Below are 21986 nucleotides of genomic sequence, written 5' to 3' on the forward strand. Positions count from 1 at the left end.
GCGATGTTGGCCACGCCCTGGCCCCGGCATTCGCGGTGCTTGTCGCTTTCGGTGTCGGTGAGGTCGTCGACAATGGTGGCGGTCATCATGGACTCCAGCAGGCCCACCACCGCCATGGTCAGCGACACCGGAAAGATGATCTGGAGCGTTTCCAGGGACAACGGAATATCCGGCAGCAGGAACACCGGCAGGCTGTCCGGCAGATCCCCCTTGTCGCCCACGGTGGGCATCTCAATGCCCAGATACATGGCCAGACCGGTGAGCACCACGATGCACACCAGCGGCGACGGCACTACCTGAGTGACCAGCGGCAGCAGATAAATGATCGCCAGACCGCCGGCCACCATGGCGTAGACGTGCCAGGTGACCCCCACCAGCTCGGGAATCTGCGCCATGAAGATCAGAATCGCCAGGGCGTTCACAAAGCCGGTCACCACCGAACGGGACACGAACCGCATCACCGTGGCCAGCTTGAACACCCCGAACAGAATCTGCAGCACCCCGGTGAGCACCGTGGCCGCCAGCAGATACTGCAGGCCGTGCTCTTTCACCAGGGTCACCATCAACAGCGCCATGGCGCCGGTGGCGGCGGAGATCATCCCCGGGCGGCCGCCGGTGAACGCGGTCACCACGGCAATACAGAAGGAGGCGTAAAGACCCACCTTGGGGTCCACCTCGGCGATGATCGAGAACGCGATCGCTTCCGGAATCAGGGCCAGAGCGACCACGATCCCGGCGAGCACATCACCGCGTACATTGGAAAACCAGTCTTGCTTAATGTTGGGCAACATAGGATCCCTTAACCTGAACAACAGACGGACAACCGCGGCAATGCCACGGCGGCAAACAAAAAAGAATCAGCTTGAGAATCGAGACGGGGATGGACCGCCAGAAGGTTTCTGGGATCCTGCCGGCAAGCTTCGCTTGCCTTTCGCGGGCTGGGCCCGCTCCCACAGGTACAAATAAAGAAGTGGGCGCTAGGGCGGACTGCAGATCAAACGCATGAATCGGGGCCGGTCAAAACGGAGGGCGCGGAGTCTAGCACACAAGACCCGCCTGTTGGAGCGGGCCTTGTGGGAACCGGCTAGATCTCGCGGGTCTCGCGGAAGCGGATGTCCGGGTGGCGCTCCTGGGCGAGCTGCAGATTGACCCGGGTCGGCGCCAGGTAGGTCAGGTGGCCGGCGCCGTCGCGGGCCAGGTTGTCGTAGGCCTTGCGCTCGAACGCTTCCAGCTCGCGCTCGCTGTTCGCTTCCACCCAGCGGGCGGTGCTCACGCTGATCGGCTCGTAGCGGCAGTCGACGCCGTACTCGCCCTTGAGCCGGGCGGCCACCACGTCGAACTGCAGCGTGCCCACCGCGCCCAGGATCACATCGTTGTTGCGTAGCGGGAAGAACACCTGGGTGGCGCCCTCCTCCGCCAGCTGCTTGAGCCCCTTGTGCAGCTGCTTGCTCTTGAGCGGGTCGTTGAGCACCACGCGCTGGAACAGTTCCGGCGCGAAATGGGGAATGCCGGTGAAGCGCAGATCCTCGCCCTCGGTGAAGGTGTCGCCGATCTGGATGGTGCCGTGGTTGTGCAGGCCGATGATGTCACCGGCGTAGGCTTCTTCCACGTTGTCGCGCTCGCCGGCCAGGAACGTCAGCGCGTCGGCGATGCGCAGGTCCTTGCCGGTGCGGCACTGTTTGAGCTTGATGCCCTTTTTGTACTTGCCGGAACAGATGCGCAGGAAGGCGATGCGGTCCCGGTGGCGCGGGTCCATGTTGGCCTGGATCTTGAACACGAAGCCGGTCATTTTGTCCTCGGTGGCGGCCACCTGCCGCTCGCCGCCGTCGCGGGGCAGCGGCGGCGGTGCCCACTCCACCAGACCGTCGAGCATGTGGTCGACGCCGAAGTTGCCCAGGGCGGTGCCGAAGAACACCGGTGACAGCTTGCCGTCCAGAAAACGCTGCAGGTCGAACTCGTGGCTGGCGCCCTGCACCAGCTCCAGGGTGTCGCGCAGCTCCTGGGCGTAGTCGGCGCCCACCGCCTGGTCCAGGTCCGGGTTATCCAGGCCTTTCACCTCACGGCGTTCCTGGATGGTGTGGCCCTGGCCGCTCTTATAAAGGACGGAGGTATCGGTGAGCAGGTTGTAGACGCCCTTGAAGTTCTTGCCCATGCCGATCGGCCAGGTCACCGGGGCGCACTCGATCTTCAGCACGTCCTCGATTTCGTCGAGCACCTCGATGGGGTCGCGCACTTCCCGGTCCAGCTTGTTGATGAACGTCAGGATCGGCGTGTCGCGCAGCCGGCACACCTCCATCAGTTTCACGGTGCGCTCTTCCACGCCCTTGGCCGCGTCGATCACCATCAGGGCGGAATCCACCGCCGTCAGGGTGCGGTAGGTGTCTTCGGAGAAGTCGGCGTGGCCGGGGGTGTCCAGCAGGTTGACCATGGCGTCCCGGTAAGGGAACTGCATCACCGAGGTGGTCACCGAGATGCCCCGTTCCTTTTCCATCTCCATCCAGTCCGAGGTGGCGTGCACGCCGGACTTCTTGCCCTTGACGGTACCCGCGGTACGGATCAGGTGCCCGTACAACAGCACCTTCTCGGTGATGGTGGTTTTACCGGCGTCCGGGTGGGAGATGATGGCGAAGGTTCGCCGTTTCTGGATCTCGTCGGTGGGGCTCATAGAATCCTCGGTCTGCGTCGGCGCGCATTGTACTCCTGACCGAAGGATTCGTGTAGGAGCGGGCCAGGCCCGCGAAAGGCAAGCACAGCTTGCCGGCAGGATACCAGAGAGCTAAGAAAGCGGGGCTGCAATGGGCCCCTGGGATCCTGCCGGGCGCTTCGCGCCCTTTCGCGGGCAGGGCCCGCTCCCACAAGCCGCTCCCGGCAGCCTCAGGCGTCCGGCGCCAGGCGCGCGCGCAGCCGGCTCACCGCCTGGCTGTGCAGCTGGCAGACGCGGGATTCGGTGACCCCGAGCACGGCGCCGATTTCCTTGAGGTTCAGCTCTTCCTGGTAATAGAGCGCCAGCAGCAGTTTCTCACGCTCGGGCAACGTTTCGATGGCGGCGGTCAATTGTTCGCGCTGCTCGCCGGCCACCAGGGCGGCGAACGGCGACGGCGGTGAGCCGCTGCCGGCTTCCGGTTCGCCGCGCTCGGCGACCATTTCCTCATAGGGCAGCAGCAGGCCGTTGTTGGTGTCGGTGAGCAGCTGACGGTACTGCTCCAGATCCATGCCCATTTCGTTGGCGATTTCGCGCTCTTCGGCGGGCCGCCCCAGCTTTTGCTCAAGCCGGTGCACGCACTGATCCACGGCGCGGGCGTTGCGGCGCACGCTGCGCGGCAACCAGTCGCGGGTGCGCAGTTCATCAATCATGGCGCCGCGAATGCGCTGGCTGGCGAAGGTGGAGAAGCTGGCGCCGGCGTTGGCGTCAAAGCGCTGCAAGGCGTCCAGCAAGCCCACGGTGCCGGCCTGGATCAAGTCGTCCAGGTCGATGCCGGAAGGCAGTTTCACCTGCAGCGCCAGCGCCTGTCGGCGGACGGCCGGAAGATGCTCTTCCAGCAATGCGTCGTGATTGATTTTACCCTGTGCCGTATACATGGTTTTCCCCGAACCGGGCCCGGATGCCATTCTGATGCTTCCATTATTAGCGGTCGGCGCCATTTGGAAGCGGCAAATAACGGCCTTTATTGGGTTCTTTTCTAGCGGTATTCCACTGTCAGCCGGGGCGTCCCCACGGTGACCGCGCGGCGCTCGCCGGCGGGCAGGCGGAAACGCAGCCGCAACGGCCGCTCCACCCGCCATGCCGGCGGCGCCAGAAAATGGCCGCGCCGGGCGCTGCCCAGGGGCACGCACTGCTCGCCCTGGCACAGCCACGCCTGAACGCGGCGCCCGGCGGGCAGCCGGTAGCGCCAGCCGACCCGCACGATGGCGTCCCCCGCCGCCATCGGCGGCGGCGTCGCCGGCTCGCTGTGATAGAAGCGCCCGGCCACCGCCAGACGCAGTTCCGCCAGCGGCGACTGCCAGCTGCCCGGCGCCGCCGGGAGCGGCGACCACAACAAAAGCAGCAGCAACCCGGCGATCTTGTTCATGGCGACAACACCACCAGCTCGATATCCAGAAACCGCCGGGCGCCGCGTTGCAGGTTGCTGTGCAACCCGGCCCTGGGCAGCCCGGGGGCGTGCAGCGCCAGCAGGCGGCTGGGCCCGGGGTGACGGCGCAGTATCTTGAGTGTGCGGTAGGCACGGCGGAAGGCGTCCGCGTCGCTGTCCACCCACAGAGCCCAGCGCCGTTGCTGGCTGGCCAGCAGCGGCAGGTGCGGGCTGGCCGGGTCCAGCGCCACGATGCGCCAGGCGGCCGGGTCACCGACCCAGCGCTGGCCGCGCCGGGCCCAGCCGGCGAGCCGCTCGGTCACCGTTTCGGTGGCGGCGGTGGGCGGCAGGCCCACCACCATCAGGGTGGGCCCCTGCCCGGGACGTTCGGGGCGTGCCCACGCCCGCAATCCGGCGGCCTGATCAGGCATTGCCGGCGCCCCCGGCCACCGCGCCGATGCGCTGCAGTTCGCGGCGGGCGCTGAACAGTTCGATCAAGGCGGTCAGCAAGGTGGCGGGGCTACGCCGCCGGCTGCCGCTCAAGCTCAGAAGCTGGGCGCGCAAGTCCAGGGCCCAGTCACCGTTGTCCTGATCCAGACGGACCGCCAGCGCCGCCAGGGCGCCGGCCAGCCCCCAGGGGTCCTCGCCGCCGCCAGCGGCGTTGAGGTCGGCGGCGGCCCGCTCGCGCAGCGCCGGCCATTCTTCGCAACGCAGCATGTGCACCAGCAGATCGCTGTCCTGCTGACGGCTTTGCCCCGCCGGCGCCAGCCAGTAGCGGCGCCCGAGCAGACGGCCGCTGTCCAGGTCGCGTATTTCACCGAACCAGGCGCACAGCAAGGCGGTGAACGGCGCACCGTCGCCGCGCCCGGTGGGCGAAGCGGCCACGTCCAGGCGCCGCAGGCGCAGCTGGGCGGCGCGTCCACGGTGGCGCACCATCAAACTGTCCCAGGGCGCCGCCAACGGATAGCACTCGTTCAACGGCAGGCGCTGGCCGAGACGCCAGACCCGGCTGTTGCCCCGCGCCGCCGACAGCCACGGCTGCCCGCTTTGCTGCAAGGCACGCCAAAGGGCGGTGTCCGGAGGCGCCGGCAACAACTGAGCGGCAACGGAAAAGCGCTTATCGGGCGCCGTCGGCACGCCGATGGGCAGCCCGTGGGAATCCAAACCGAGTACCGGCGCCGGTCGCGAGCCGCCATGCCGTAAATGTACCGGCGCCTGGTCGGCGGAGGGGCGGTCCGCCGGCGACCGGCCGTGCCACAGCGCCTCCATGGCGGCGAAATCAGGGGCGCCCTCGCGCAACAGCAATAACGAGGCGTCCAGAGCACGCCCCTGGGCCAGCACCTGACGGGCCCAACCCGGGGCGCCGGGGCGGCCGTCGTCGTCGCTGTCGCCGGTAAGCGCCAGGGCGTCGTCCACCAGGCCGGCGGCGTCGGCGGCCACCATGTCCTCGGGCACCCGCTGGCCCCGGCACACGTAATGCAGCCGCAAGTCATGGCGAATGGCGGCGTCGAGTACCGGACCCAGGCGGCTGGCCTCGTCCTGCTTGCTGATGATGGCGTCGTCCAGGGCCAGCCCGGCGGTACGCGCGGTGCCCCGGTAAACAGCCACCACTTCCTCCAGGGTTTCGCCCTGGCTGGCGGCATTGAGCAGCAACACGGGGCGCACCCGCAGGGCACCGCTGAGCTGACGCAACTGCTCACCCAGGCGGGCGTCCCGCTGGCTCATGCCGATGGTGTCGACCACCACCCAGGGGCGGTCCGCCAGTGACCGGGCCAGCCGGTCCAGCGGTTCGCCCTCTTCCAGGTTGAACAGAGCGACGCCGAGCAGATCCGCGTAGATGCGCAATTGATCGCGGGCACCGATGCGGTAGCTGTCGGCGCTCACCAGGGCCACCCGTTCGGGGCCGTGGCGCCGGGCCAGCCGCGCCGCCAGTTTGGCGGCGGTGGTGGTTTTGCCCACCCCGGTGGGGCCGATCAGGGCGATCACGCCGGGCTGTTCCAGATCACCGGGGGCCGCCACGGAAAGGCGCCGCTGCAATTGACGCTGCAGCCAGTCGTCGGCCTGTTCGTCGCGCTGCGCCTCCGGCGGCAGCCCGGCCAGCAAGGGGTCACTGAACACCGCGCTGAACCCGGCGCCCAGCAGACGCCGGCGCAACGCCTGACGCGGCCCGTCGTCCTCGCCGGCCGGCGCACGGCGGGCCAGCTGTTCACGCATGTCGCGCACTTCGCGCAGCAACTGCTCGGGGAGATCGGGGCCGGCGGGGGCACGGTCGGTGGCGCCGTGCCCGGCCGGCGCGGCGGCCACCCCACCGGCGCGGTCCGGCACCGCCTGTTCCGACGGCGCATAGCCGGAAGAGTCGTTCTCCGCCAGGGCGAGAATCTCCACGCCCTGGTCGGTGGCGCGGTTGGCAAGGATCAGGGCGTCGTCGCCCAGCGCCGCGCGCACCCGACCCATGGCTTCCCGGTTGTTGCTGCCGACAAAGCGTTGCACGCCCATGACGGTATCCTCTGTTTTTTGCGGTTCTGGTTACGCGGTGCCGCCGATCATGCTGGTCACGCGCAGGGTGCGGTCGTCCGGAATCTCCGCCTGCGACATCACCACCAGGTGGCGCAGGCGGCGGCGCAGGAAGTGCGCCAGCAACGGCCGCAGGCCGTGCTGCACCACCAGCACCGGCGGCTCGCCGGCGGCCTCCTGGCGTTCCAGGGCGGCGGCGGCCTGTTCCATCAGGGTGTCGGCGAGGCCGGGCTCCAGTGCCCCGCCGCCGTTCAGCGCCTGGCCGAGCACCTGTTCCAGGTTGCTGTCCAGGCCGATTACATGCAGTTCGTCCTGGCCCGGGAACCACTGATGGGTAATGGCGCGGCCCAGCGCCACGCGCACCTGGGCGGTGAGTTCGTGGGCGTCGGCGTTCTGGCCGGCGTGTTCCGCCAGGGTGTCGAGGATGGTGCGCATATCGCGGATCGAGACGTCCTCTTCCAGCAGGTTCTGCAGCAGGCGTTGCAGCACGGTGAGCGACACCGCCTTGGGCACCACGTCTTCCACCAGCGCCTTGCTGTCCTCACCGAGCTTGTCGAGCAGCTGCTGCACTTCCTGGCGGCCGAGCATTTCCGCGGAATGGTGGTGCAGCAGATGGTTGAGGTGGGTGGCCACCACGGTGCTGGCGTCGACCACGGTGTAGCCGTACACCTGGGCCTGCTCGCGCTGGTCCGCGTCGATCCATACCGCCGGCAGTCCGAAGGCCGGGTCCTGGGTGGCGGTGCCCTTCACTTCGCCGGTGACCTGGCCCGGGTTGATCGCCAGCCACTTGCCGGGGAAGGCTTCGCCGCGCCCCACTTCGGCGCCCTTGAGGGTGACCACATAGCTGTTGGCGCCCAGGTCCAGGTTGTCGCGGATATGCACCACCGGCGGCAGGAAGCCCACCTCCTGGGCAAATTTCTTGCGCACGCTCTTGATGCGGCCGAGCAACTCGCCCTGCTGGCGGTAGTCCACCAGGGGAATCATGCGGTGGCCCACTTCCAGGCCCAGCACGTCGATCAGCTGGACGTCGTCCCAGCTGGCCTCCGGCGCTTCCGGCTCCGGCGGCGGCGCCGCGTCGATCTGCTCTTCGGCGAGGCGGTTTTCCTTGGCCCGGCTCAGGTACCAGGCGGCGCCGGCCAGACCGGCGGTGAACAGCAGGAACACGAAGTTGGGCATGCCGGGCACCAGGCCCAGCAGGCCCATCACGCCGGCGGCCAGGATCATCACCCGCGGGTTCATCAGCAGCTGGCTGATCATCTGCTGGCCGACATCCTGGTCGGTGGTCACCCGGGACACGGTGACGCCGGCGGCGGTGGAGATCACCAGCGCCGGAATCTGCGCCACCAGGCCGTCGCCGATGGTCAGCAGGGTGTAGGTGCGGCCGGCGTCGGCGAACGACATATCGTGCTGCAGCATGCCGATCAGCAGGCCGCCGATGATGTTCACCGCCATGATCACCAGGCCGGCCACGGCGTCGCCCCGGACGAACTTGCTGGCACCGTCCATGGAGCCGTAGAAATCCGCTTCCTGGGCCACTTCGGCGCGGCGTTTCTTGGCGTCTTCCTCGCCGATCAGGCCGGCGTTGAGGTCGGCGTCGATGGCCATCTGCTTGCCGGGCATGGCGTCGAGCATGAAGCGCGCGCCCACCTCGGCGATGCGCCCGGCGCCCTTGGTGATTACCATGAAGTTGATCACCACCAGAATCAGGAACACCACCAAGCCGACGGCGAAGTTGCCGCCCACCAGGAACTGGCCGAACGCCTCGATCACCTTGCCGGCGGCGGCGCCGCCTTCGTGGCCTTCCATCAACACCACCCGGGTGGAGGCCACGTTCAAGGCCAGCCGCAGCAGGGTGGTGAACAACAGCACCGCCGGGAAGGCGGCGAACTCCAGCGCGCTCAGGGTGAACATGCTGACCAGCAGCACCATCAGCGCCAGGGCGATGTTGAAGGTGAAGAACATATCCAGCGCGAACGGCGGCAGCGGAAGGATCAGCATGGACATGATCAGCAGGATCAGGATCGGCCCGGCGAGCACCTTGGCGCCGCCGTCGCCGAGCAGCTCGCGCCCGCCCAGGTAGTGGCTCATCGCTTTCACGGCGCCACCTCCAGTTCCGCCGGGATCGGCAGATCCGCCGGGGTCAGCGGCTGGTCGCCGCCCTCTTCCCGGGCCCGTTTAAGGCGGAACGCCCACACCAGCACTTCCGCCACGGCGGTATAGAGCGGCCCGGGAATCTCCCGGTCGATGTCCACATGGCGGTACAGCGCCCGCGCCAGCGGCGGTGCTTCCAGCAGGGGCACCCGGTGTTCGCCGCCCAGCTCGCGGATGCGCGCGGCCACTTCGTCGGCGCCCTTGGCGATCACCCGGGGGGCGCTCATGTTGCTTTCGTCGTAGCGCAGGGCCACCGCGTAGTGGGTCGGGTTGGTGACGATCACGTCGGCGTCCGGCACCTGGCTCATCATCCGGTTGCGGGCCATGGCCTGCTGCTGGGAGCGGATCTTGGCCTTCAGCTGCGGGTCGCCTTCGGTCTCCTTGTGCTCGCGCTTGATCTCTTCCTTGCTCATGCGCAGCTTCTTGGCGTGGCTCCACAGCTGGTAGGGCACGTCGATCAGAATCACCACCACCAGCGACAGCACCATCAGCCCGCAGGCCATGGCGGCGAGGCGCAGGGCATTGGCCAGCGCCTGCTGGGTGGGCTGGTCCATCAGCGCCATGAACTCGCCGCGCTTGGCGCTCAGAAACGCCACCGCCACCGACCCCACCAGGATCGACTTGGCGATCGCCTTGGCCAGCTCGGCCAGCGCCTGGGAGGAAAACTGCCGCTTGAGACCCTTGATGGGGTTGAGTTTGGAGGGCTGGGGCTTGAGGGACTTGGCGGAAATCAGGAAGCCGCCCAGCAGGTTGGGCGATATCAGCGCGATCACCGCCAGCATCAGGAACAGCGGAATCAGTGCGAACAGGGTGCGCGCGCCCAGGTCCACGGCGTGGGTGAGCATCACCGTGCTGTCGAAGCCCTGGCGGCGGTCGAACAGGAACGACTGCTCCATCACCATGCCGACCTGGTCGAACAGCGTCGGGCCCATGGACCACAGGCCGCCGACGCCGCCGAACAGCAGCATTACCGTGGTCAGCTCCCGGGAGCGGGCCACCTGGCCGTCTTCCCGGGCCTTTTCCAGGCGCCGGGGCGTGGCCTCTTCGGTCTTTTCCTGATCTTCGGTCTCTTCGGCCATGGCGGCGGCATTCCGGGCATCATTACTTCAATGCCCGGGATTGTCGCCGAACGGACGGCCAACCAATCCTCGGATAAGAGGGGTTTGGGGGCGGTTATTCCCTAGAAGCCGAGTTCGTCGAGCAGGTCGTCGACCTGGTCCTGGTTGCTGACGATGCCCTCGCCCTCGGCGCTGAGCTGCGGCCCGTTGACCAGGGACGCTTCCTCGCGCTTGCGGGTGTCGGCGGCGTTGCGGTCTTCCATGCGCTGTTTGAGCGCCTCGCGCTCGTCGCCCTCGGGCACGCTCTCCAGCAGCACCTGCAGCAGCTGGTTCTCCACCTCCAGGATCACCTCCATCATCTTCTTGATGACCTGCCCGGTGAGGTCCTGGAAATCCTGGGCCATCATGATCTCCAGCAGCTCCTTGCTGGTGTCGCGGGCCATTTCCGGTACCGCCGCCAGATAGCCGCGGGTGTCGTTCACCAGCTGCCGGGCCTGATCCAGCTCCATGGGGTTCTCGAACCAGGTTTGCCACTGCTGGTCGAGGCTTTCCGCCCGGGTTTCGATCTCCGTCTGCAGCGGCTGGGCCCGGTCCACCGCGTTGAGCGCGCGGTCGGCGGCCTGTTCGGTCATCGACGCCACATAGTTGAGACGGGCGCGGGCGTCGGGAATCGCCTCCGCCGCTTTCTCCACTTCCTTGTCCAGCCCCAGTTCCCGCATGCTTTCACGCAACATGCGGGTGAGCTGTCCGATACGGACTACCAGGTCGTCGCCGTGCGCGCCCTCGTGTGCCGCCACTTGCCGGGCCTCACCACTCATATTCGGTTCTCCTCACCAGGGAAGCTGGACCCCGCGTCGCTTATTTGCCCAGCTTCTCGAAAATCTTGTTGAGTTTTTCTTCCAGGGTGGCGGCGGTGAACGGCTTGACGATATAGCCGTTGGCGCCGGCCTGGGCAGCGGCCACGATGTTCTCTTTCTTCGCTTCGGCGGTGACCATCAGCACCGGCAGCGCTTTCATGGCCTCGTCGGCGCGGATCTGCTTGAGCATCTCCAGACCGTCGAGATTGGGCATGTTCCAATCCGACACGACGAATTCGAAATCGCCGCCTTTCAGCTTGCCCAATGCTTCCTGGCCGTCCTCGGCCTCTTCCACGTTGGTGAAGCCCAACTCCTTGAGCAGACTGCGAACGATGCGTCGCATGGTGGGAAAGTCGTCCACCACCAGAATACTCATGCCCTTATCCATCGGATCCTCTCACTGCGTCATGGCGCCGGGTGGCGGGAGCGCGTCCCCGGCGCGGTTCAGGGTCGTTAAAACTCTTCCCAGTCGTCCTCGGTGGTGACCGGTTCACGGCGCGGTGCCGGGCGGCTTTCGCGCGGCGCCTGCTCGGAACGTTGCCGGGGCGTTTCCTGCTCGGCGTGCGGCTTGGGCTCGGACGGGCCGTCGTCGTGTTCCTCCGCTTCGTCGTGCTCGTGGGTGATCATCGGCACCACGGCGGCGTCCGTCGTCGGGTCGCCGGCTTCGCTGTCGAGCCGGAAGATCGACACCGCTTGTTCCAGACGGCGGGCCTGCTCTTCCAGGGAGGCGGCCGCGGAGCTGGCCTCTTCCACCAGGGAGGCGTTCTGCTGGGTCACTTCGTCCATCTGGCTGACCGCCTGGCTGACCTGCTCGATGCCGCCGCTTTGTTCCTGCGACGCGGCGGAAATCTCATCCATGATGTCGGTGACGCGTTTCACCGCGGCGACCACTTCCTTGACGGTCTCGGAGGCCTGCTCGACCAGGGTGGAGCCTTCCTGTACTTCCACCGCCGAGGTTTCGATCAACTGCTTGATCTGGCGGGCGGCGTCGGCACTGTTGCCGGCCAGGTTGCGCACTTCCCCGGCGACCACCGCGAAGCCGCGGCCCTGCTCACCGGCACGGGCCGCTTCCACGGAAGCGTTAAGCGCCAGAATATTGGTCTGGAAGGCGATGGAATCGATCATCGTGGTGATGTCCGCCACCTTCTTGGAACTCTCGGTGATGCCCTGCATCTTGCTGGTGACCTGCTGCATCACGTCGCCGCCACGGCTGGCGGTGCCGGAGGCGTCGTTGGCCAGGCTGCTGGCCTGGCGGGCGTTGTCCGCGTTCTGCTTCACGGTGGCGGTGAGCTGCTCCATGCTGGTGGCGGTCTCTTCCAGGGACGCGGCCTGCTGCTCGGTGCGTGAGGACAGGTCGGTGTTGCCACGGGCGATCTCGGAGCTGCCCACGAAAATCGAATTACTGCTGCTGCGCACGTTCGAGACAATGCCCGACAGGCTTTCCTGCATGTCCCGCATGGCGGCGAACAGCTTGCCGATCTCGTTGCGGCCGGGCACATGGATACGCTGGGACAGGTCTGCGCGGGCGATGCGTTGCAGGTTCTCCACCGCGTCGTGCAGCGGCGCCACCACCGCCTTGCGCAGCACCCAGTAAATCAGCAATAGCACCACCACGGTGGCGGCCAGCGCGGCCATGCCGATCAGGCCGAACAGGGCGGTCTTATCGTGGTAGTTGGCCATGATGGCGTCGCCGCGCTCATTGGCGTAGCGGGTGAAATCCGTGAGGCTGCCGTCGAGACTGTCACCGGGGGTGAGCAATTCCTGGCGCAGGTTCTTGTACTCGTTCAGCTCGCCGGCCTTGAGCGCGGCGTACTGGTCGCGCACCAGCCCCATCACCGTGTTGAAGCCGGTGGCCAGCTCGCTGGCGCGGGCCTGGCCCATCTCGGTTTTCGGTGTTTCGTCGAATTTATCGAAGCGGTCCTGAGCACGTTCCAGCAAACCTTCCACGCCGTCGATCTGGTTTTCCGCCACCAGGCGCATGCCCTGATCGAGGTAATCGGCGGCCAGGTCCATCTGGATGCGGGCCCGGTTGAGCAGCACCGCCGCGCGGCTCACTTCGTTAAGCTGCTCAACGTTGATCTGGTTCAGGGTGGAGATCGATTCGTCCACCATTTCGTTGGTGGTGAAACGCAACACCGCCAGCACACTGACCAGCAGCGCGCAGCACACCAGCGCGCCGGCCACCATGGTGTTGATATTGAGGTTGCGTAGTACTTTCATCATAGCCGCCGTTCCTCTCTCAGGAGCTTGCTCAGAAAATTCATTTTGTTATTCAAACCCGTTGCGCGCGGCCGGAAGCGGCCGCCAGCGCCAGCATGCGCGGCGCCATTTCCTCCAGTGCCAGTGTTTCCGTAGCCGCGCCGATGGCGATCGCCTCACGGGGCATGCCGAACACCAGCGACGAGTCTTCGTCCTGGGCCAGGGTGGTGGCCCCGGCGCGGCGCATGGCCAGCAGGCCCGCCGCGCCGTCCTTGCCCATGCCGGTAAGCAGCACGCCGATGGCGTTGCGGCCGGCCTGGGTCGCCGCCGAGTGGAACAGCACATCCACCGACGGCCGGTGACGGTTCACCGGCGGGCCCTCGTCCAGGCGCACCACATAGTTGGCGCCGCTACGCACCAGCTTGAGGTGCCGGTCGCCGGGGGCGATGTAGGCGTGCCCGGGCAGCACCCGCTCACCGTCCTCCGCTTCCTTGACGGTGATGCGGCACAGCTTGTCCAGCCGCAGCGCGAAAGAGTGCGTAAAGCCGCCGGGCATATGCTGGGCGATCAGAATCGCCGGGCAGTTGGCGGGCAACGGCTCCAGCACTTGCCGTATCGCCTCCGGGCCGCCGGTGGAAGCGCCCAGAATCACCAGTTTTTCGCTCGACACCATCACCGACTTAAGCGGCTTGGGCGCGCTCCGTTCGCCGGCCTGGATACGCCGGGGCCGCGAGCGGGCGGCGGCGCGGATTTTTTCGGCGATCAGCTCGCTGTACTCGATCATGCCGCTGCGAATACCCAGCGCCGGCTTCTGCAGAAAATCCACCGCGCCCAGTTCCAGCGCCCGCAGGGTCACCTCGGATCCGGCCTGGGTGAGCGACGACACCATCAGCACCGGCATCGGCCGCAGCCGCATCAGCCGCTCGAGAAAATCGAGGCCGTCCATGCGCGGCATTTCCACGTCCAGGGTGAGCACATCCGGGTCGTGGCGTTTGATCAGATCACGGGCCACCAGGGGATCCGGCGCCACCGCCACCACTTCCATATCGTCGTGGCTGTTGATGATTTCGCTCATCAGATCGCGGATCAGGGCCGAGTCGTCGACGCACAGCACCCTTATTTTTTTCCCGGCCAAGATCGGTCTCCCCCGTTTCCAAGACGACGCCGTCACCGGCGCGATTCGCCTTTGTTATTCACGCTATCGGCGGGTAGCGGCGCTTCTTTAGGATTTTTAACCTCCCAGAATGACGACTTGTGGGAGCGGGCCCTGCCCGCGAAAGGGAGCGAAGCTCCCGGCAGGATTCCAGAGACTTTGTTGGAGCCGCCGTTAGAAAAGCCTCTGGGATCCTGCCGGCCGGCGAAGCCGGCCTTTCGCTTGCAAGGCAAGCTCCCACAATCCGAGCTTCGTAGAGAGGTTCGGTGTTACCGGTCGGCGAGGGTATAAACAGTCTGACCGCGCAGCCGAAAACATTCGCTGATGTAGGAAAAGCTTTCTGAATGACCGGCGAACAATAGCCCGTCGTGCTTCAGCAGAGGTGCGAAGCGGTCGAGGATACGGGCCTGGGTGCCCTTGTCGAAATAGATCATCACGTTGCGGCAGAAGATCGCATCGAAGCGATCCTCCATGGGCCATTTCGGAGCCACCAGGTTGAGCGTCTGGAACCGCACCCGCGCGGCCACTTCCGGGCGCACCCGGGCAAACCCGGAGCGCGCGCCGCTGCCCTTCTGGAAGAAACGCTTGCGCCGCCGCTCGTCGAGCTTGCCGACCTGGTCCATGGGATAGATGCCGCGCCGGGCCCGGTCCAGGGCCTCGGTGTCGATATCGGTGGCGAGAACCTGGAAATCGGCCTTGTCACCCAGCACTTCGGTGAGCGCCATGGCGATGGAGTACGGCTCCTCGCCGGTGGAGGCGCCGGCGCTCCACACGCGCACCGGCCCGCGCCGCTCGCGCACCAGATCGGCGAGCAGCTGGAAGTGATGGCTCTCGCGGAAGAAGGCGGTGAGGTTGGTGGTCAGGGCGTTGGTGAACGCTTCCCACTCCGGGCCGCCGCTGTCCTGCTCCAGTTTCGCCAGATAATCCTGGAAGCGGACCAGGCCGTGCTTGCGTACGCGCCGGCCGATACGGCTGTAGACCATATCCTTTTTGTGTTCCGCCAGAACGATACCGGCGCGGCGGTAGATCAACTCACGGATACGCGCGAAATCCGCGTCGCTGAGCATCAGGTCGCGGTCCGGCGAAAAACGCCCGGCGTCGCCGGTGGCGGCGGTGGGGCTGATAGGCACTCGACTGCTCAAAGGGGTCATCCGGCTAGGGTCTGGGTGGTGGACGCGGAGCGCGGCCGGGGCGGCGACGCGGGCAGGCGACGAACGTCGGCGCCCTTGGCCGGCGCCTGCTCGGCACCGTCGCGCAGACGGAATACCGCGATCGAATGGGTCAGGCTGTCGACCTGCGCTTCCAGGGCGGCGGCCGCGCGGGCGGAGGCCTGCACCCGTTCCGCGTTCTGGCGGGTGACGCCGTCCATCTGCGCCACCGCCTGGTTGATCTGGTTGATGCCGGTGCTCTGTTCTTCGGACGCGGCGCTGATGTCGCCCATGATGTCGTTGACCCGGATCACCGAGGTGACCACGGATTCGATCGCCGCTTCCGCGCGCCGCACCAGTTCCGCGCCGTTTTCGATTTCGCGGCCGGAACCGGCGATCAGGTCGCGGATCTCCTTGGCGGCGTCCGCGGAGCGGCCGGCCAGGTTACGCACTTCCTGGGCCACCACCGCGAAGCCACGGCCGTGCTCGCCGGCGCGGGCCGCTTCCACGGAGGCGTTGAGGGCCAGGATGTTGGTCTGGAAGGCGATGCTGTCGATGGTGCCGATGATCACCGCCATCTTTTCCGAACTGGCGGTGATGCGGCCCATGGTGTCCACCACCTGCCCCATCACTTCGCCGCTCTCGGACACCGCCCGCGACGCCTCGCCGCTGAGCCGGCTGGCCTGGCGGGCGTTCTCCGCGTTCTGGCCCACGGTGGCGGTGATCTCTTCCATGCTGGAGGCGGTCTGTTGCAGCGAGGCGGCCTGCTGCTCCGAGCGCGAGGACAGATCCTCATTGCCCTGGGCGATGTCGCGGGCCGCCGGGGTGACCACTTCGATGCCGCGGTTCACGTCGCCGACGATGCTGCCCAGGCTGCGGCGCATCAGTTTCAGCCCCATCACCAGCAGCCCCATTTCACCACTGAGGCGGCGCGGCGGTTTGGCCGCCAGGTTGCCGGCGGCGATCTGCAGCGTGAACATGCCGGCCTCGCGCACCGGGCCCAGCACCGAACGGGCGGTGGCCCAGAACAGCAGCGCCAGCAGCGGCAGGCCCACCGCCGCCAAGGCCATCAAGGCGGTGGACAACGGCGCCGCCTCACCACGGCCGAGGAAGCCGATCACACCGGCGCCCAGCAGCGGCGCGGCGCTGGCCAGGTAGAGCAGGGTCATGCGGCTGCTCACCGAACGCGGGTTCCAGCGTCGCAGCGCCGCCACTACCCCACGACGGCGAATCTCGCCACGGTGCAGGTAAAGGTGGCCGCCGCGCCCTTCCCGCAGTGCGGTGTAGGCCTGTTCGGCGGCGTCGATGGAGCCTTTGTCCGCCTTGAGGCGCACGGATACGAAGCCGGCGATTTCACCGTCTTCAATAATCGGGGTGACGTGGGCGCGTACCCAGTAATAGCCGCCGTCCTTACGCCGGTTCTTGACCAGACCGATCCAGGTACCGCCGTCTTTGAGGGTACTCCACAGGTTCTCGAACGCCTGCTCCGGCATGTCCGGGTGGCGCACGATGTTGTGCGGGGCGCCGATCAGCTCTTCGCGGGTGAAGCCGCTGACTTCGATGAACGCCGGGTTGGCGTAGGTGATACGCCCCCTGCGGTTGGTCCTCGAAATCAGAAAGTCATCGCCCTTGAGCGCATACTCACGGTTTGTCACCGGCTGATTGTTACGCATTCCCACTCTCCCCGATTGCCCGGACCCGACGTTGGCCTTCGACCCTGTGCTTGTTATTCGCCGGCTTCTTCCACCAGCGCCATTTCTTCGCTGGTGAGCATTTTTTCGATGTCCACCAGTACCAGCATGCGTTCATCCAGGTTGCCCAGCCCGCTGATGTAATCCAGCGGCAGGCTGAGTCCGAATTCCGGCGCCGGCTTGCGCTGCTCGGCGGTGAGCGTCATCACGTCGGAAACCCGGTCGACCACGATGCCCACCACCCGGTCGGCGATGTTGACCACGATCACCACGGTCTGGTCGTCGTAGTCGGCACGCTCGAGACGGAATTTGATGCGCAGGTCGACGATCGGCACGATCACGCCGCGCAGGTTGGCCACGCCCTTGATGAATTCCGGGGCATTGGCGATGCGCGTGACGTTTTCGTAGCCACGGATTTCCTGGACCTTGAGGATATCGATGGCGTATTCCTCGTCGCCCAGGGAGAACACCAGGAATTCCTGGCTGCCCGCTTCCACGGCGGCGGCGGTTTGCAAAGCAGTGGCTTGACTCATGACGGTTCTACCTCCTCAACAGGGCGGGCCCGGGTCGGGGCGCCAAAGACAGGGTTTTCTTTTTTGCTCTGGCCGAGGCGGTGCATGTCCGCCACGTCCAGGATCAGTGCCACGCTGCCGTCGCCCAGAATGGTGGCGGCGGACACGCCCGGCACTTTGCGGTAGTTGGTTTCCAGGTTCTTGACCACCACCTGCTGCTGGCCCACCAACTGGTCCACCAGCAGGGCGTAGCGGCGGCCCTCGCCCTGTACGATCACCGCGATGGCGCGGGTCGGATCGGTGATGGCGTCGGCCACGTCCAGGGCGTGATGGACCGCCACCACCGGCAGGTAGTCCTCACGCACCTTCAGCAGCACGTCGCCGCCGGCCATGGAATAGAGATCGTCGGCGCGCGGCTGCAGGGATTCGATCACCGCGCTCACCGGCAGGATGAACATCTCCTCGCCCACCTTGATGGACATGCCGTCGAGGATCGCCAGGGTGAGCGGCAGCACGATGCGGGTGGTGGTGCCCTGGCCGGGCGTGGAGAGAATTTCCACATGCCCGCCCATGGCCTGGATGTTGCGCTTGACCACGTCCATGCCGACGCCGCGCCCGGACACGTCGCTGACCGCGTCGGCGGTGGAAAAGCCCGGCGCGAAAATCAGCTGCCAGACTTCGTCGTCGCTCATTGAATCGGACACGGAGAGGCCGCTGGAGCGCGCCTTCTCAAGAATCTTGTCGCGGTTAAGACCGCCGCCGTCGTCGATCACTTCGATCAGGATATTGCCGCCCTGGTGCTGAGCGGACAGGGTCAGACGGCCGGTGCGCGGCTTGCCGGCCGCCTCGCGGCGGTCCGGGGTTTCGATGCCGTGGTCGAGGCTGTTGCGCACCAGGTGGGTGAGCGGGTCGATGATCCGTTCGGTGAGGCCCTTGTCCAGCTCCGTGGATTTGCCCTCGGTGATCAGTTCCACGTCCTTGCCGAGCTTGCCGGCCAGGTCGCGGACCAAACGCGGGAAGCGGCTGAACACATAGTCCATCGGCACCATGCGCACGGACATCACCGCTTCCTGGAGATCCCGGGCGGTGCGCTGCAGCAGGTTGAGCCCGGTGACCAGGGCGCCGTCGTTGACGGTCTCGGAGTCCTCGGCCACCTGGTTGAGCATGGACTGGGTGATAATCAGCTCACCGACCAGGTTGATGATCTGATCGACCTTGGACACCGGCACCCGGATGGAGGTGGATTCGCCGCCTTTCTTGGCTGCGTCGCTACTTTTGGCGGCGGCTTCGGCTTTCGCCGGGGCCGCCGGCTTGGTCGCGGCGGGCGCCGGTGCCGCTTCGGCTTCCGTTTTCACTTCCGGTTTGCTTTCGCTGGCGGCGGCCGGCGCGGCGGCGTCCAGAGCGCGCACTTCCAATTGCTCCGGCTCGGCGATAAAGCACATCACCGCTTCGATATCGTCGCCGCTGAGTGACGACGTGAGCACCACCCGGTGACGTTCGCCGTCGGCCTGCTGGTCCTCGATATCGCCCAGCTGCGCCAGTTCCTCGATCAACAGATCCCGGTCCTTGTCGGCGACACCGATCAGGGTCACCTGGAAGCGGGCACCGCCGTCCGGCGTGCCTTCGCCGGCGGAAGGCGCCGCCTCGGCGGGCGCCGGGTCGGCGGCCGGCTCGGGGCTGGCCGGCGCGGACGGCGCGGCGCCCGCCACCTCGGCGCCGGCGTCTTCGCCCAGCTCTTCCAGAGCGAGACGGCGCAGGGTCTCGCAGATACGTTCCAGGGCTTCCGGGTCCGGTTCACCACCCTGACGATACGCGTCCAGTTGATCGTTTAGCATGTCTTTGGCTTCCAGAAAGGTGTCGACGATATCCCTTCGCAGCGCCAGCTCGCCGCGTCGTGTGTAGTCGAGCAGGTTTTCCAGCAGATGCGTGGTGCGCTGCAGTGCCTCGAACCCGAAGGTACCGGCCCCGCCCTTGATCGAATGCGCGGCCCGGAAGATGGCGTTGAGCCGCTCCACGTCCGGGTTGTCCACATCCAGCTCCAGAAGATGGGATTCCATCTCCGCCAGGAGCTCGTCCGCCTCTTCGAAAAACGTGTCGTAGAATTCGGTGATATCCATGTTCACTCCCGCACGGGTTGAGGGGCGTCGCTCAAATCGCCGGGGCGGCTGGCGGCGCGCAGCCGTTCCACCGCCTGACGGGTCAGCACCACCAGGGTGATGCGGCGGTTGACCGGGTCACCGGGGTTGCTGTCGGGCACCGGCACACGGTCGCCCATGCCCGTGACCCGCAGTAGCTTTTCGCTGTCCAGGCCGCCGGCCACCAGCTCGCGGCGCGAGGCGTTGGCGCGGTCGCTGGACAGCTCCCAGTTGCTGTACCCGCTGTCGCCGCTGGAATAGCGAAGACTGTCGGTGTGTCCGCTGATACTGAGCGGGTTGGGCATGTCGTTGAGCAACGGCGCCATGGTGCGCAGCAAATGACGCATATAGGGCGCGACACGGTCGCTGCCGAGCCGGAACATGGGCCGCTGGTCGGTATCCACCAGCTGGATGCGCAGGCCTTCCGGAGTCATCTGGAAGCGCATCTGATCGCGCAGCTCACGCAGCTGCGGGTCGGCCTGGATCGCCTGTTCAATCCGGCGGCGCAGATTGATGAAGCGCTGACGCTCCTCCGCCGGCAACGTCTGGCGGCGTAGATCAATACGCGCCTGCTCACCGTCGGAATGGGCCGGATCGGCGCCGCCGCCGGGGATCGCGCTGGTGCTCGACGAATTACGGTCGCCGTCCGCCAGCGCCACTTTCAGCGGCGTGCGGAAATATTCAGCCAGGCCCTGCAGCTCCGCCGGCGACGCGGTGGAGATAATCCAGAGCACCAGAAACAACGCCATCAGGGCGGTCATGAAATCCGCCAGCGCGATTTTCCAGGCGCCGCCGTGGTGCGCCACATGGGCACGGCGGCGTCGCCGGATGACGATGGGCCGGTGCTGCTCGCTCATGTCTGCTTGGCACCCGCGGGCCGCGCGGCACGCACGTGCTCTTCCAGTTCGGTGAAGCTGGGCCGCTCGGCGGTGTGCAGGGCTTTACGCCCGAATTCCACCGCCAGCTGCGGCGCATAACCGTTGAGGTTGGCAAGCAGCGTGACGCGGATGCACTGCAGCATCTTCACCGCCTCGGCCACCTGCCGGTCGATGCGGCTGGCCACCGGGTTGACGAAGCCGTAGGCGAGCAGGATGCCGAGGAAAGTCCCCACCAGGGCGTGGGCGATCATCAGCCCCATTTCCTCGGCGCCGGCGTCGGCGGACGCCAGGGCTTTCACCACCCCGAGCACCGCCGCCACGATGCCGAACGCGGGCAGGCCGTCGCCCACCTTGGCGAGGGCGTCGGCGGGAATATGCGCTTCGTGTTCGAACGCCTCGATTTCATGGCTCATCAGTTCATCGAGTTCCATCGGATCGACGCTGCCGCTGATCATCAGCCGCAGATAATCGGTGATGAAGCCCATGATCATCGGGTCATTGGCGATTCTCGGGTATTCGCTGAACAGCGCGCTTTCGGCGGGGTTTTCAATATCTTTTTCCACACCCAGCACGCCCTCGCGGCGCATCTTGGAGAGCAGGTTGTACTGCAGCGACATGAGCTGCATGTAGATTTCTTTATCGTACTTCTTGGTGCGTTTCAGGGTGCTGGCGGTACGCAGCGTGGCTTTAATCGCCTTGCCGTTATTGGCGGCCACGAACGACCCCACCGCGGCCCCGACAATCATCAGGATTTCGGTGGGCTGGTAGAGCGGGCCCAGGTGTCCGCCGGCCATGGAAAAGCCGCCGAACACGGAGAGGGTGACGATAATGAAGCCAAGAGGTATCAGCACAACCGGTATCCTTCAGAACAGCGTGGATAGCATTACCATCTGTATCGGCAGGAGCAGGTCGGGCTTGAGGGAAAAATTACCAAGGAGCCTCTGAAAAGCGCCCTAAGCGCCCACCGCCTGTCGGCGACCGCCGCTCCGCCGGCCCTCTTCACTCTCGGCGCTTTGGCGTTTGCGGGTCTTGCCGGCCCGGGACGGCGGCTGGCAGATACCGCACACAAAGCGCTGGCTGGGCGTGTGCGCGTGGTTGACGAAATGGCCGTGGCAGCTGGTGCACTCCGACAGCTCGAACATCTCGCTTTCAAAGAAACGCACCAGGGTCCAGGCCCGTGTCAGCCCGAGCACCGGTTCGGCGCCGTCCAGAGCAATCTGCTCCAGGTAAAGGCGGTAGGACTTCACGAAGCCTTCCATGCGGCTGCAGCCGTGCTCGCCGGTCAGCTGCCGGTAGAAGCTGTAGAACAGGGAAGAATGAATGTTCGGCAGCCAGGTGATGAACCAGTCGGTGGAAAACGGCAGCATCCCCTTCGGCGGCGACATGCCGCGCACTTCCTTGTAAAGCCGGATCAGCCGGCCACGGCTGAGTTCGGTTTCCGATTCCAGCACCTGCAGCCGGGCCCCCAGCTCAATCAATTCGATCGCCAATTGCACTTGGTGCATTTCGCCGACCAGACTCTTCTCGGACATTGGATCCCTCCCCCGATCAGTTCGCGCAGGACGCCATCAACAACGCCGCGTGGGTTTGCCCCAGCCCCTGCTCCCGCTTGTTATTGGT

Annotated in this window: 19 protein-coding genes; all 19 read right to left on the reverse strand. The window is 66.4% G+C overall.

The genetic code is table 11. From position 1 onward, the window contains the following. On the reverse strand, positions 1-791 hold a 791-nt coding region (locus tag ACEQZD_RS02820; protein WP_370183830.1), incomplete at its 3' end, for a SulP family inorganic anion transporter. A gap of 293 nt (positions 792-1084) precedes the next feature. Beyond that, entirely contained in the window at positions 1085-2665 is a 1581-nt protein-coding gene (prfC, locus tag ACEQZD_RS02825) for a peptide chain release factor 3 (protein WP_214012099.1), read from the reverse strand. A gap of 209 nt (positions 2666-2874) precedes the next feature. After that, complete coding sequence (locus ACEQZD_RS02830) at positions 2875-3579, reverse strand: RNA polymerase sigma factor FliA (protein WP_335629124.1); 705 nt, start codon at positions 3577-3579, stop codon at positions 2875-2877. Between the two features lie 101 nt (positions 3580-3680). Then, a complete protein-coding gene (locus ACEQZD_RS02835; protein WP_214012101.1) occupies positions 3681-4070 on the reverse strand; it encodes a flagellar protein FlhE in 390 nt (129 codons plus the stop codon). Then, positions 4067-4501 carry a hypothetical protein gene (locus ACEQZD_RS02840; RefSeq protein ID WP_370183831.1) on the reverse strand — a complete coding sequence of 145 codons (435 nt, stop codon included), beginning with the start codon at positions 4499-4501 and terminating at the stop codon, positions 4067-4069. Before ACEQZD_RS02840 ends, ACEQZD_RS02835 begins: the two co-directional genes overlap by 4 nt. Continuing rightward, complete coding sequence (flhF, locus tag ACEQZD_RS02845; protein WP_370183833.1) at positions 4494-6566, reverse strand: flagellar biosynthesis protein FlhF; 2073 nt, start codon at positions 6564-6566, stop codon at positions 4494-4496. Before flhF ends, ACEQZD_RS02840 begins: the two co-directional genes overlap by 8 nt. Positions 6567-6596: 30 nt before the next feature. Continuing rightward, positions 6597-8672: a flagellar biosynthesis protein FlhA gene (flhA, locus tag ACEQZD_RS02850; protein ID WP_194856841.1), complete on the reverse strand. Its 2076-nt coding sequence runs from the start codon at positions 8670-8672 to the stop codon at positions 6597-6599. A 5-nt stretch (positions 8673-8677) separates the two neighbouring features. Next, positions 8678-9814, reverse strand: coding sequence for a flagellar biosynthesis protein FlhB (gene flhB, locus ACEQZD_RS02855; protein ID WP_142948135.1), 1137 nt, complete (start codon positions 9812-9814; stop codon positions 8678-8680). 101 nt (positions 9815-9915) lie between these two features. Beyond that, positions 9916-10611 (reverse strand): protein phosphatase CheZ, encoded by a 696-nt coding sequence (gene cheZ / locus ACEQZD_RS02860; RefSeq protein WP_370183834.1) that lies wholly within the window; start codon positions 10609-10611, stop codon positions 9916-9918. Positions 10612-10651: 40 nt separating this feature from the next. Beyond that, positions 10652-11038 (reverse strand): chemotaxis response regulator CheY, encoded by a 387-nt coding sequence (cheY, locus tag ACEQZD_RS02865; protein WP_142948133.1) that lies wholly within the window; start codon positions 11036-11038, stop codon positions 10652-10654. Positions 11039-11103: 65 nt separating this feature from the next. Then, positions 11104-12873 (reverse strand): methyl-accepting chemotaxis protein, encoded by a 1770-nt coding sequence (locus ACEQZD_RS02870; protein ID WP_370183836.1) that lies wholly within the window; start codon positions 12871-12873, stop codon positions 11104-11106. Between the two features lie 49 nt (positions 12874-12922). Continuing rightward, positions 12923-13984 (reverse strand): chemotaxis response regulator protein-glutamate methylesterase, encoded by a 1062-nt coding sequence (locus tag ACEQZD_RS02875; RefSeq protein ID WP_142948131.1) that lies wholly within the window; start codon positions 13982-13984, stop codon positions 12923-12925. A gap of 287 nt (positions 13985-14271) precedes the next feature. After that, complete coding sequence (locus tag ACEQZD_RS02880) at positions 14272-15069, reverse strand: CheR family methyltransferase (protein WP_370183842.1); 798 nt, start codon at positions 15067-15069, stop codon at positions 14272-14274. Positions 15070-15149: 80 nt separating this feature from the next. After that, complete coding sequence (locus ACEQZD_RS02885; protein WP_370183838.1) at positions 15150-16823, reverse strand: methyl-accepting chemotaxis protein; 1674 nt, start codon at positions 16821-16823, stop codon at positions 15150-15152. A gap of 53 nt (positions 16824-16876) precedes the next feature. After that, complete coding sequence (locus ACEQZD_RS02890) at positions 16877-17374, reverse strand: chemotaxis protein CheW (RefSeq protein ID WP_142948128.1); 498 nt, start codon at positions 17372-17374, stop codon at positions 16877-16879. Next, positions 17371-19470 carry a chemotaxis protein CheA gene (gene cheA / locus ACEQZD_RS02895; protein WP_370183840.1) on the reverse strand — a complete coding sequence of 700 codons (2100 nt, stop codon included), beginning with the start codon at positions 19468-19470 and terminating at the stop codon, positions 17371-17373. Before cheA ends, ACEQZD_RS02890 begins: the two co-directional genes overlap by 4 nt. 2 nt (positions 19471-19472) lie before the next feature. Next, positions 19473-20345: a flagellar motor protein MotB gene (gene motB / locus ACEQZD_RS02900; RefSeq protein ID WP_142948126.1), complete on the reverse strand. Its 873-nt coding sequence runs from the start codon at positions 20343-20345 to the stop codon at positions 19473-19475. Further along, on the reverse strand, positions 20342-21217 hold the full coding sequence (motA, locus tag ACEQZD_RS02905) for a flagellar motor stator protein MotA (RefSeq protein WP_142948125.1): 876 nt from the start codon (positions 21215-21217) through the stop codon (positions 20342-20344). Before motA ends, motB begins: the two co-directional genes overlap by 4 nt. Before the next feature lie 102 nt (positions 21218-21319). Beyond that, positions 21320-21898: a flagellar transcriptional regulator FlhC gene (flhC, locus tag ACEQZD_RS02910; protein WP_142948124.1), complete on the reverse strand. Its 579-nt coding sequence runs from the start codon at positions 21896-21898 to the stop codon at positions 21320-21322. Positions 21899-21986 lie beyond the last annotated feature (88 nt).

The organism is Alloalcanivorax sp. (assembly GCF_964221125.1).
Classification (GTDB): domain Bacteria; phylum Pseudomonadota; class Gammaproteobacteria; order Pseudomonadales; family Alcanivoracaceae; genus Alloalcanivorax; species Alloalcanivorax venustensis.

Bases quoted from the DNA above. Each gene is read 5' to 3' on its own strand.
- flhF (WP_370183833.1), bottom strand. From the start codon at position 6,566: ATGGGCGTGCAACGCTTTGTCGGCAGCAACAACCGGGAAGCCATGGGT.
- cheA (WP_370183840.1), bottom strand. From the start codon at position 19,470: ATGGATATCACCGAATTCTACGACACGTTTTTCGAAGAGGCGGACGAG.
- motB (WP_142948126.1), bottom strand. From the start codon at position 20,345: ATGAGCGAGCAGCACCGGCCCATCGTCATCCGGCGACGCCGCCGTGCC.
- ACEQZD_RS02885 (WP_370183838.1), bottom strand. From the start codon at position 16,823: ATGCGTAACAATCAGCCGGTGACAAACCGTGAGTATGCGCTCAAGGGC.
- prfC (WP_214012099.1), bottom strand. From the start codon at position 2,665: ATGAGCCCCACCGACGAGATCCAGAAACGGCGAACCTTCGCCATCATC.
- flhC (WP_142948124.1), bottom strand. From the start codon at position 21,898: ATGTCCGAGAAGAGTCTGGTCGGCGAAATGCACCAAGTGCAATTGGCG.
- flhA (WP_194856841.1), bottom strand. From the start codon at position 8,672: ATGAGCCACTACCTGGGCGGGCGCGAGCTGCTCGGCGACGGCGGCGCC.
- flhB (WP_142948135.1), bottom strand. From the start codon at position 9,814: ATGGCCGAAGAGACCGAAGATCAGGAAAAGACCGAAGAGGCCACGCCC.
- ACEQZD_RS02870 (WP_370183836.1), bottom strand. From the start codon at position 12,873: ATGATGAAAGTACTACGCAACCTCAATATCAACACCATGGTGGCCGGC.
- ACEQZD_RS02830 (WP_335629124.1), bottom strand. From the start codon at position 3,579: ATGTATACGGCACAGGGTAAAATCAATCACGACGCATTGCTGGAAGAG.
- ACEQZD_RS02890 (WP_142948128.1), bottom strand. From the start codon at position 17,374: ATGAGTCAAGCCACTGCTTTGCAAACCGCCGCCGCCGTGGAAGCGGGC.
- cheY (WP_142948133.1), bottom strand. From the start codon at position 11,038: ATGGATAAGGGCATGAGTATTCTGGTGGTGGACGACTTTCCCACCATG.
- cheZ (WP_370183834.1), bottom strand. From the start codon at position 10,611: ATGAGTGGTGAGGCCCGGCAAGTGGCGGCACACGAGGGCGCGCACGGC.
- ACEQZD_RS02840 (WP_370183831.1), bottom strand. From the start codon at position 4,501: ATGCCTGATCAGGCCGCCGGATTGCGGGCGTGGGCACGCCCCGAACGT.
- ACEQZD_RS02835 (WP_214012101.1), bottom strand. From the start codon at position 4,070: ATGAACAAGATCGCCGGGTTGCTGCTGCTTTTGTTGTGGTCGCCGCTC.
- ACEQZD_RS02880 (WP_370183842.1), bottom strand. From the start codon at position 15,069: ATGCTCAGCGACGCGGATTTCGCGCGTATCCGTGAGTTGATCTACCGC.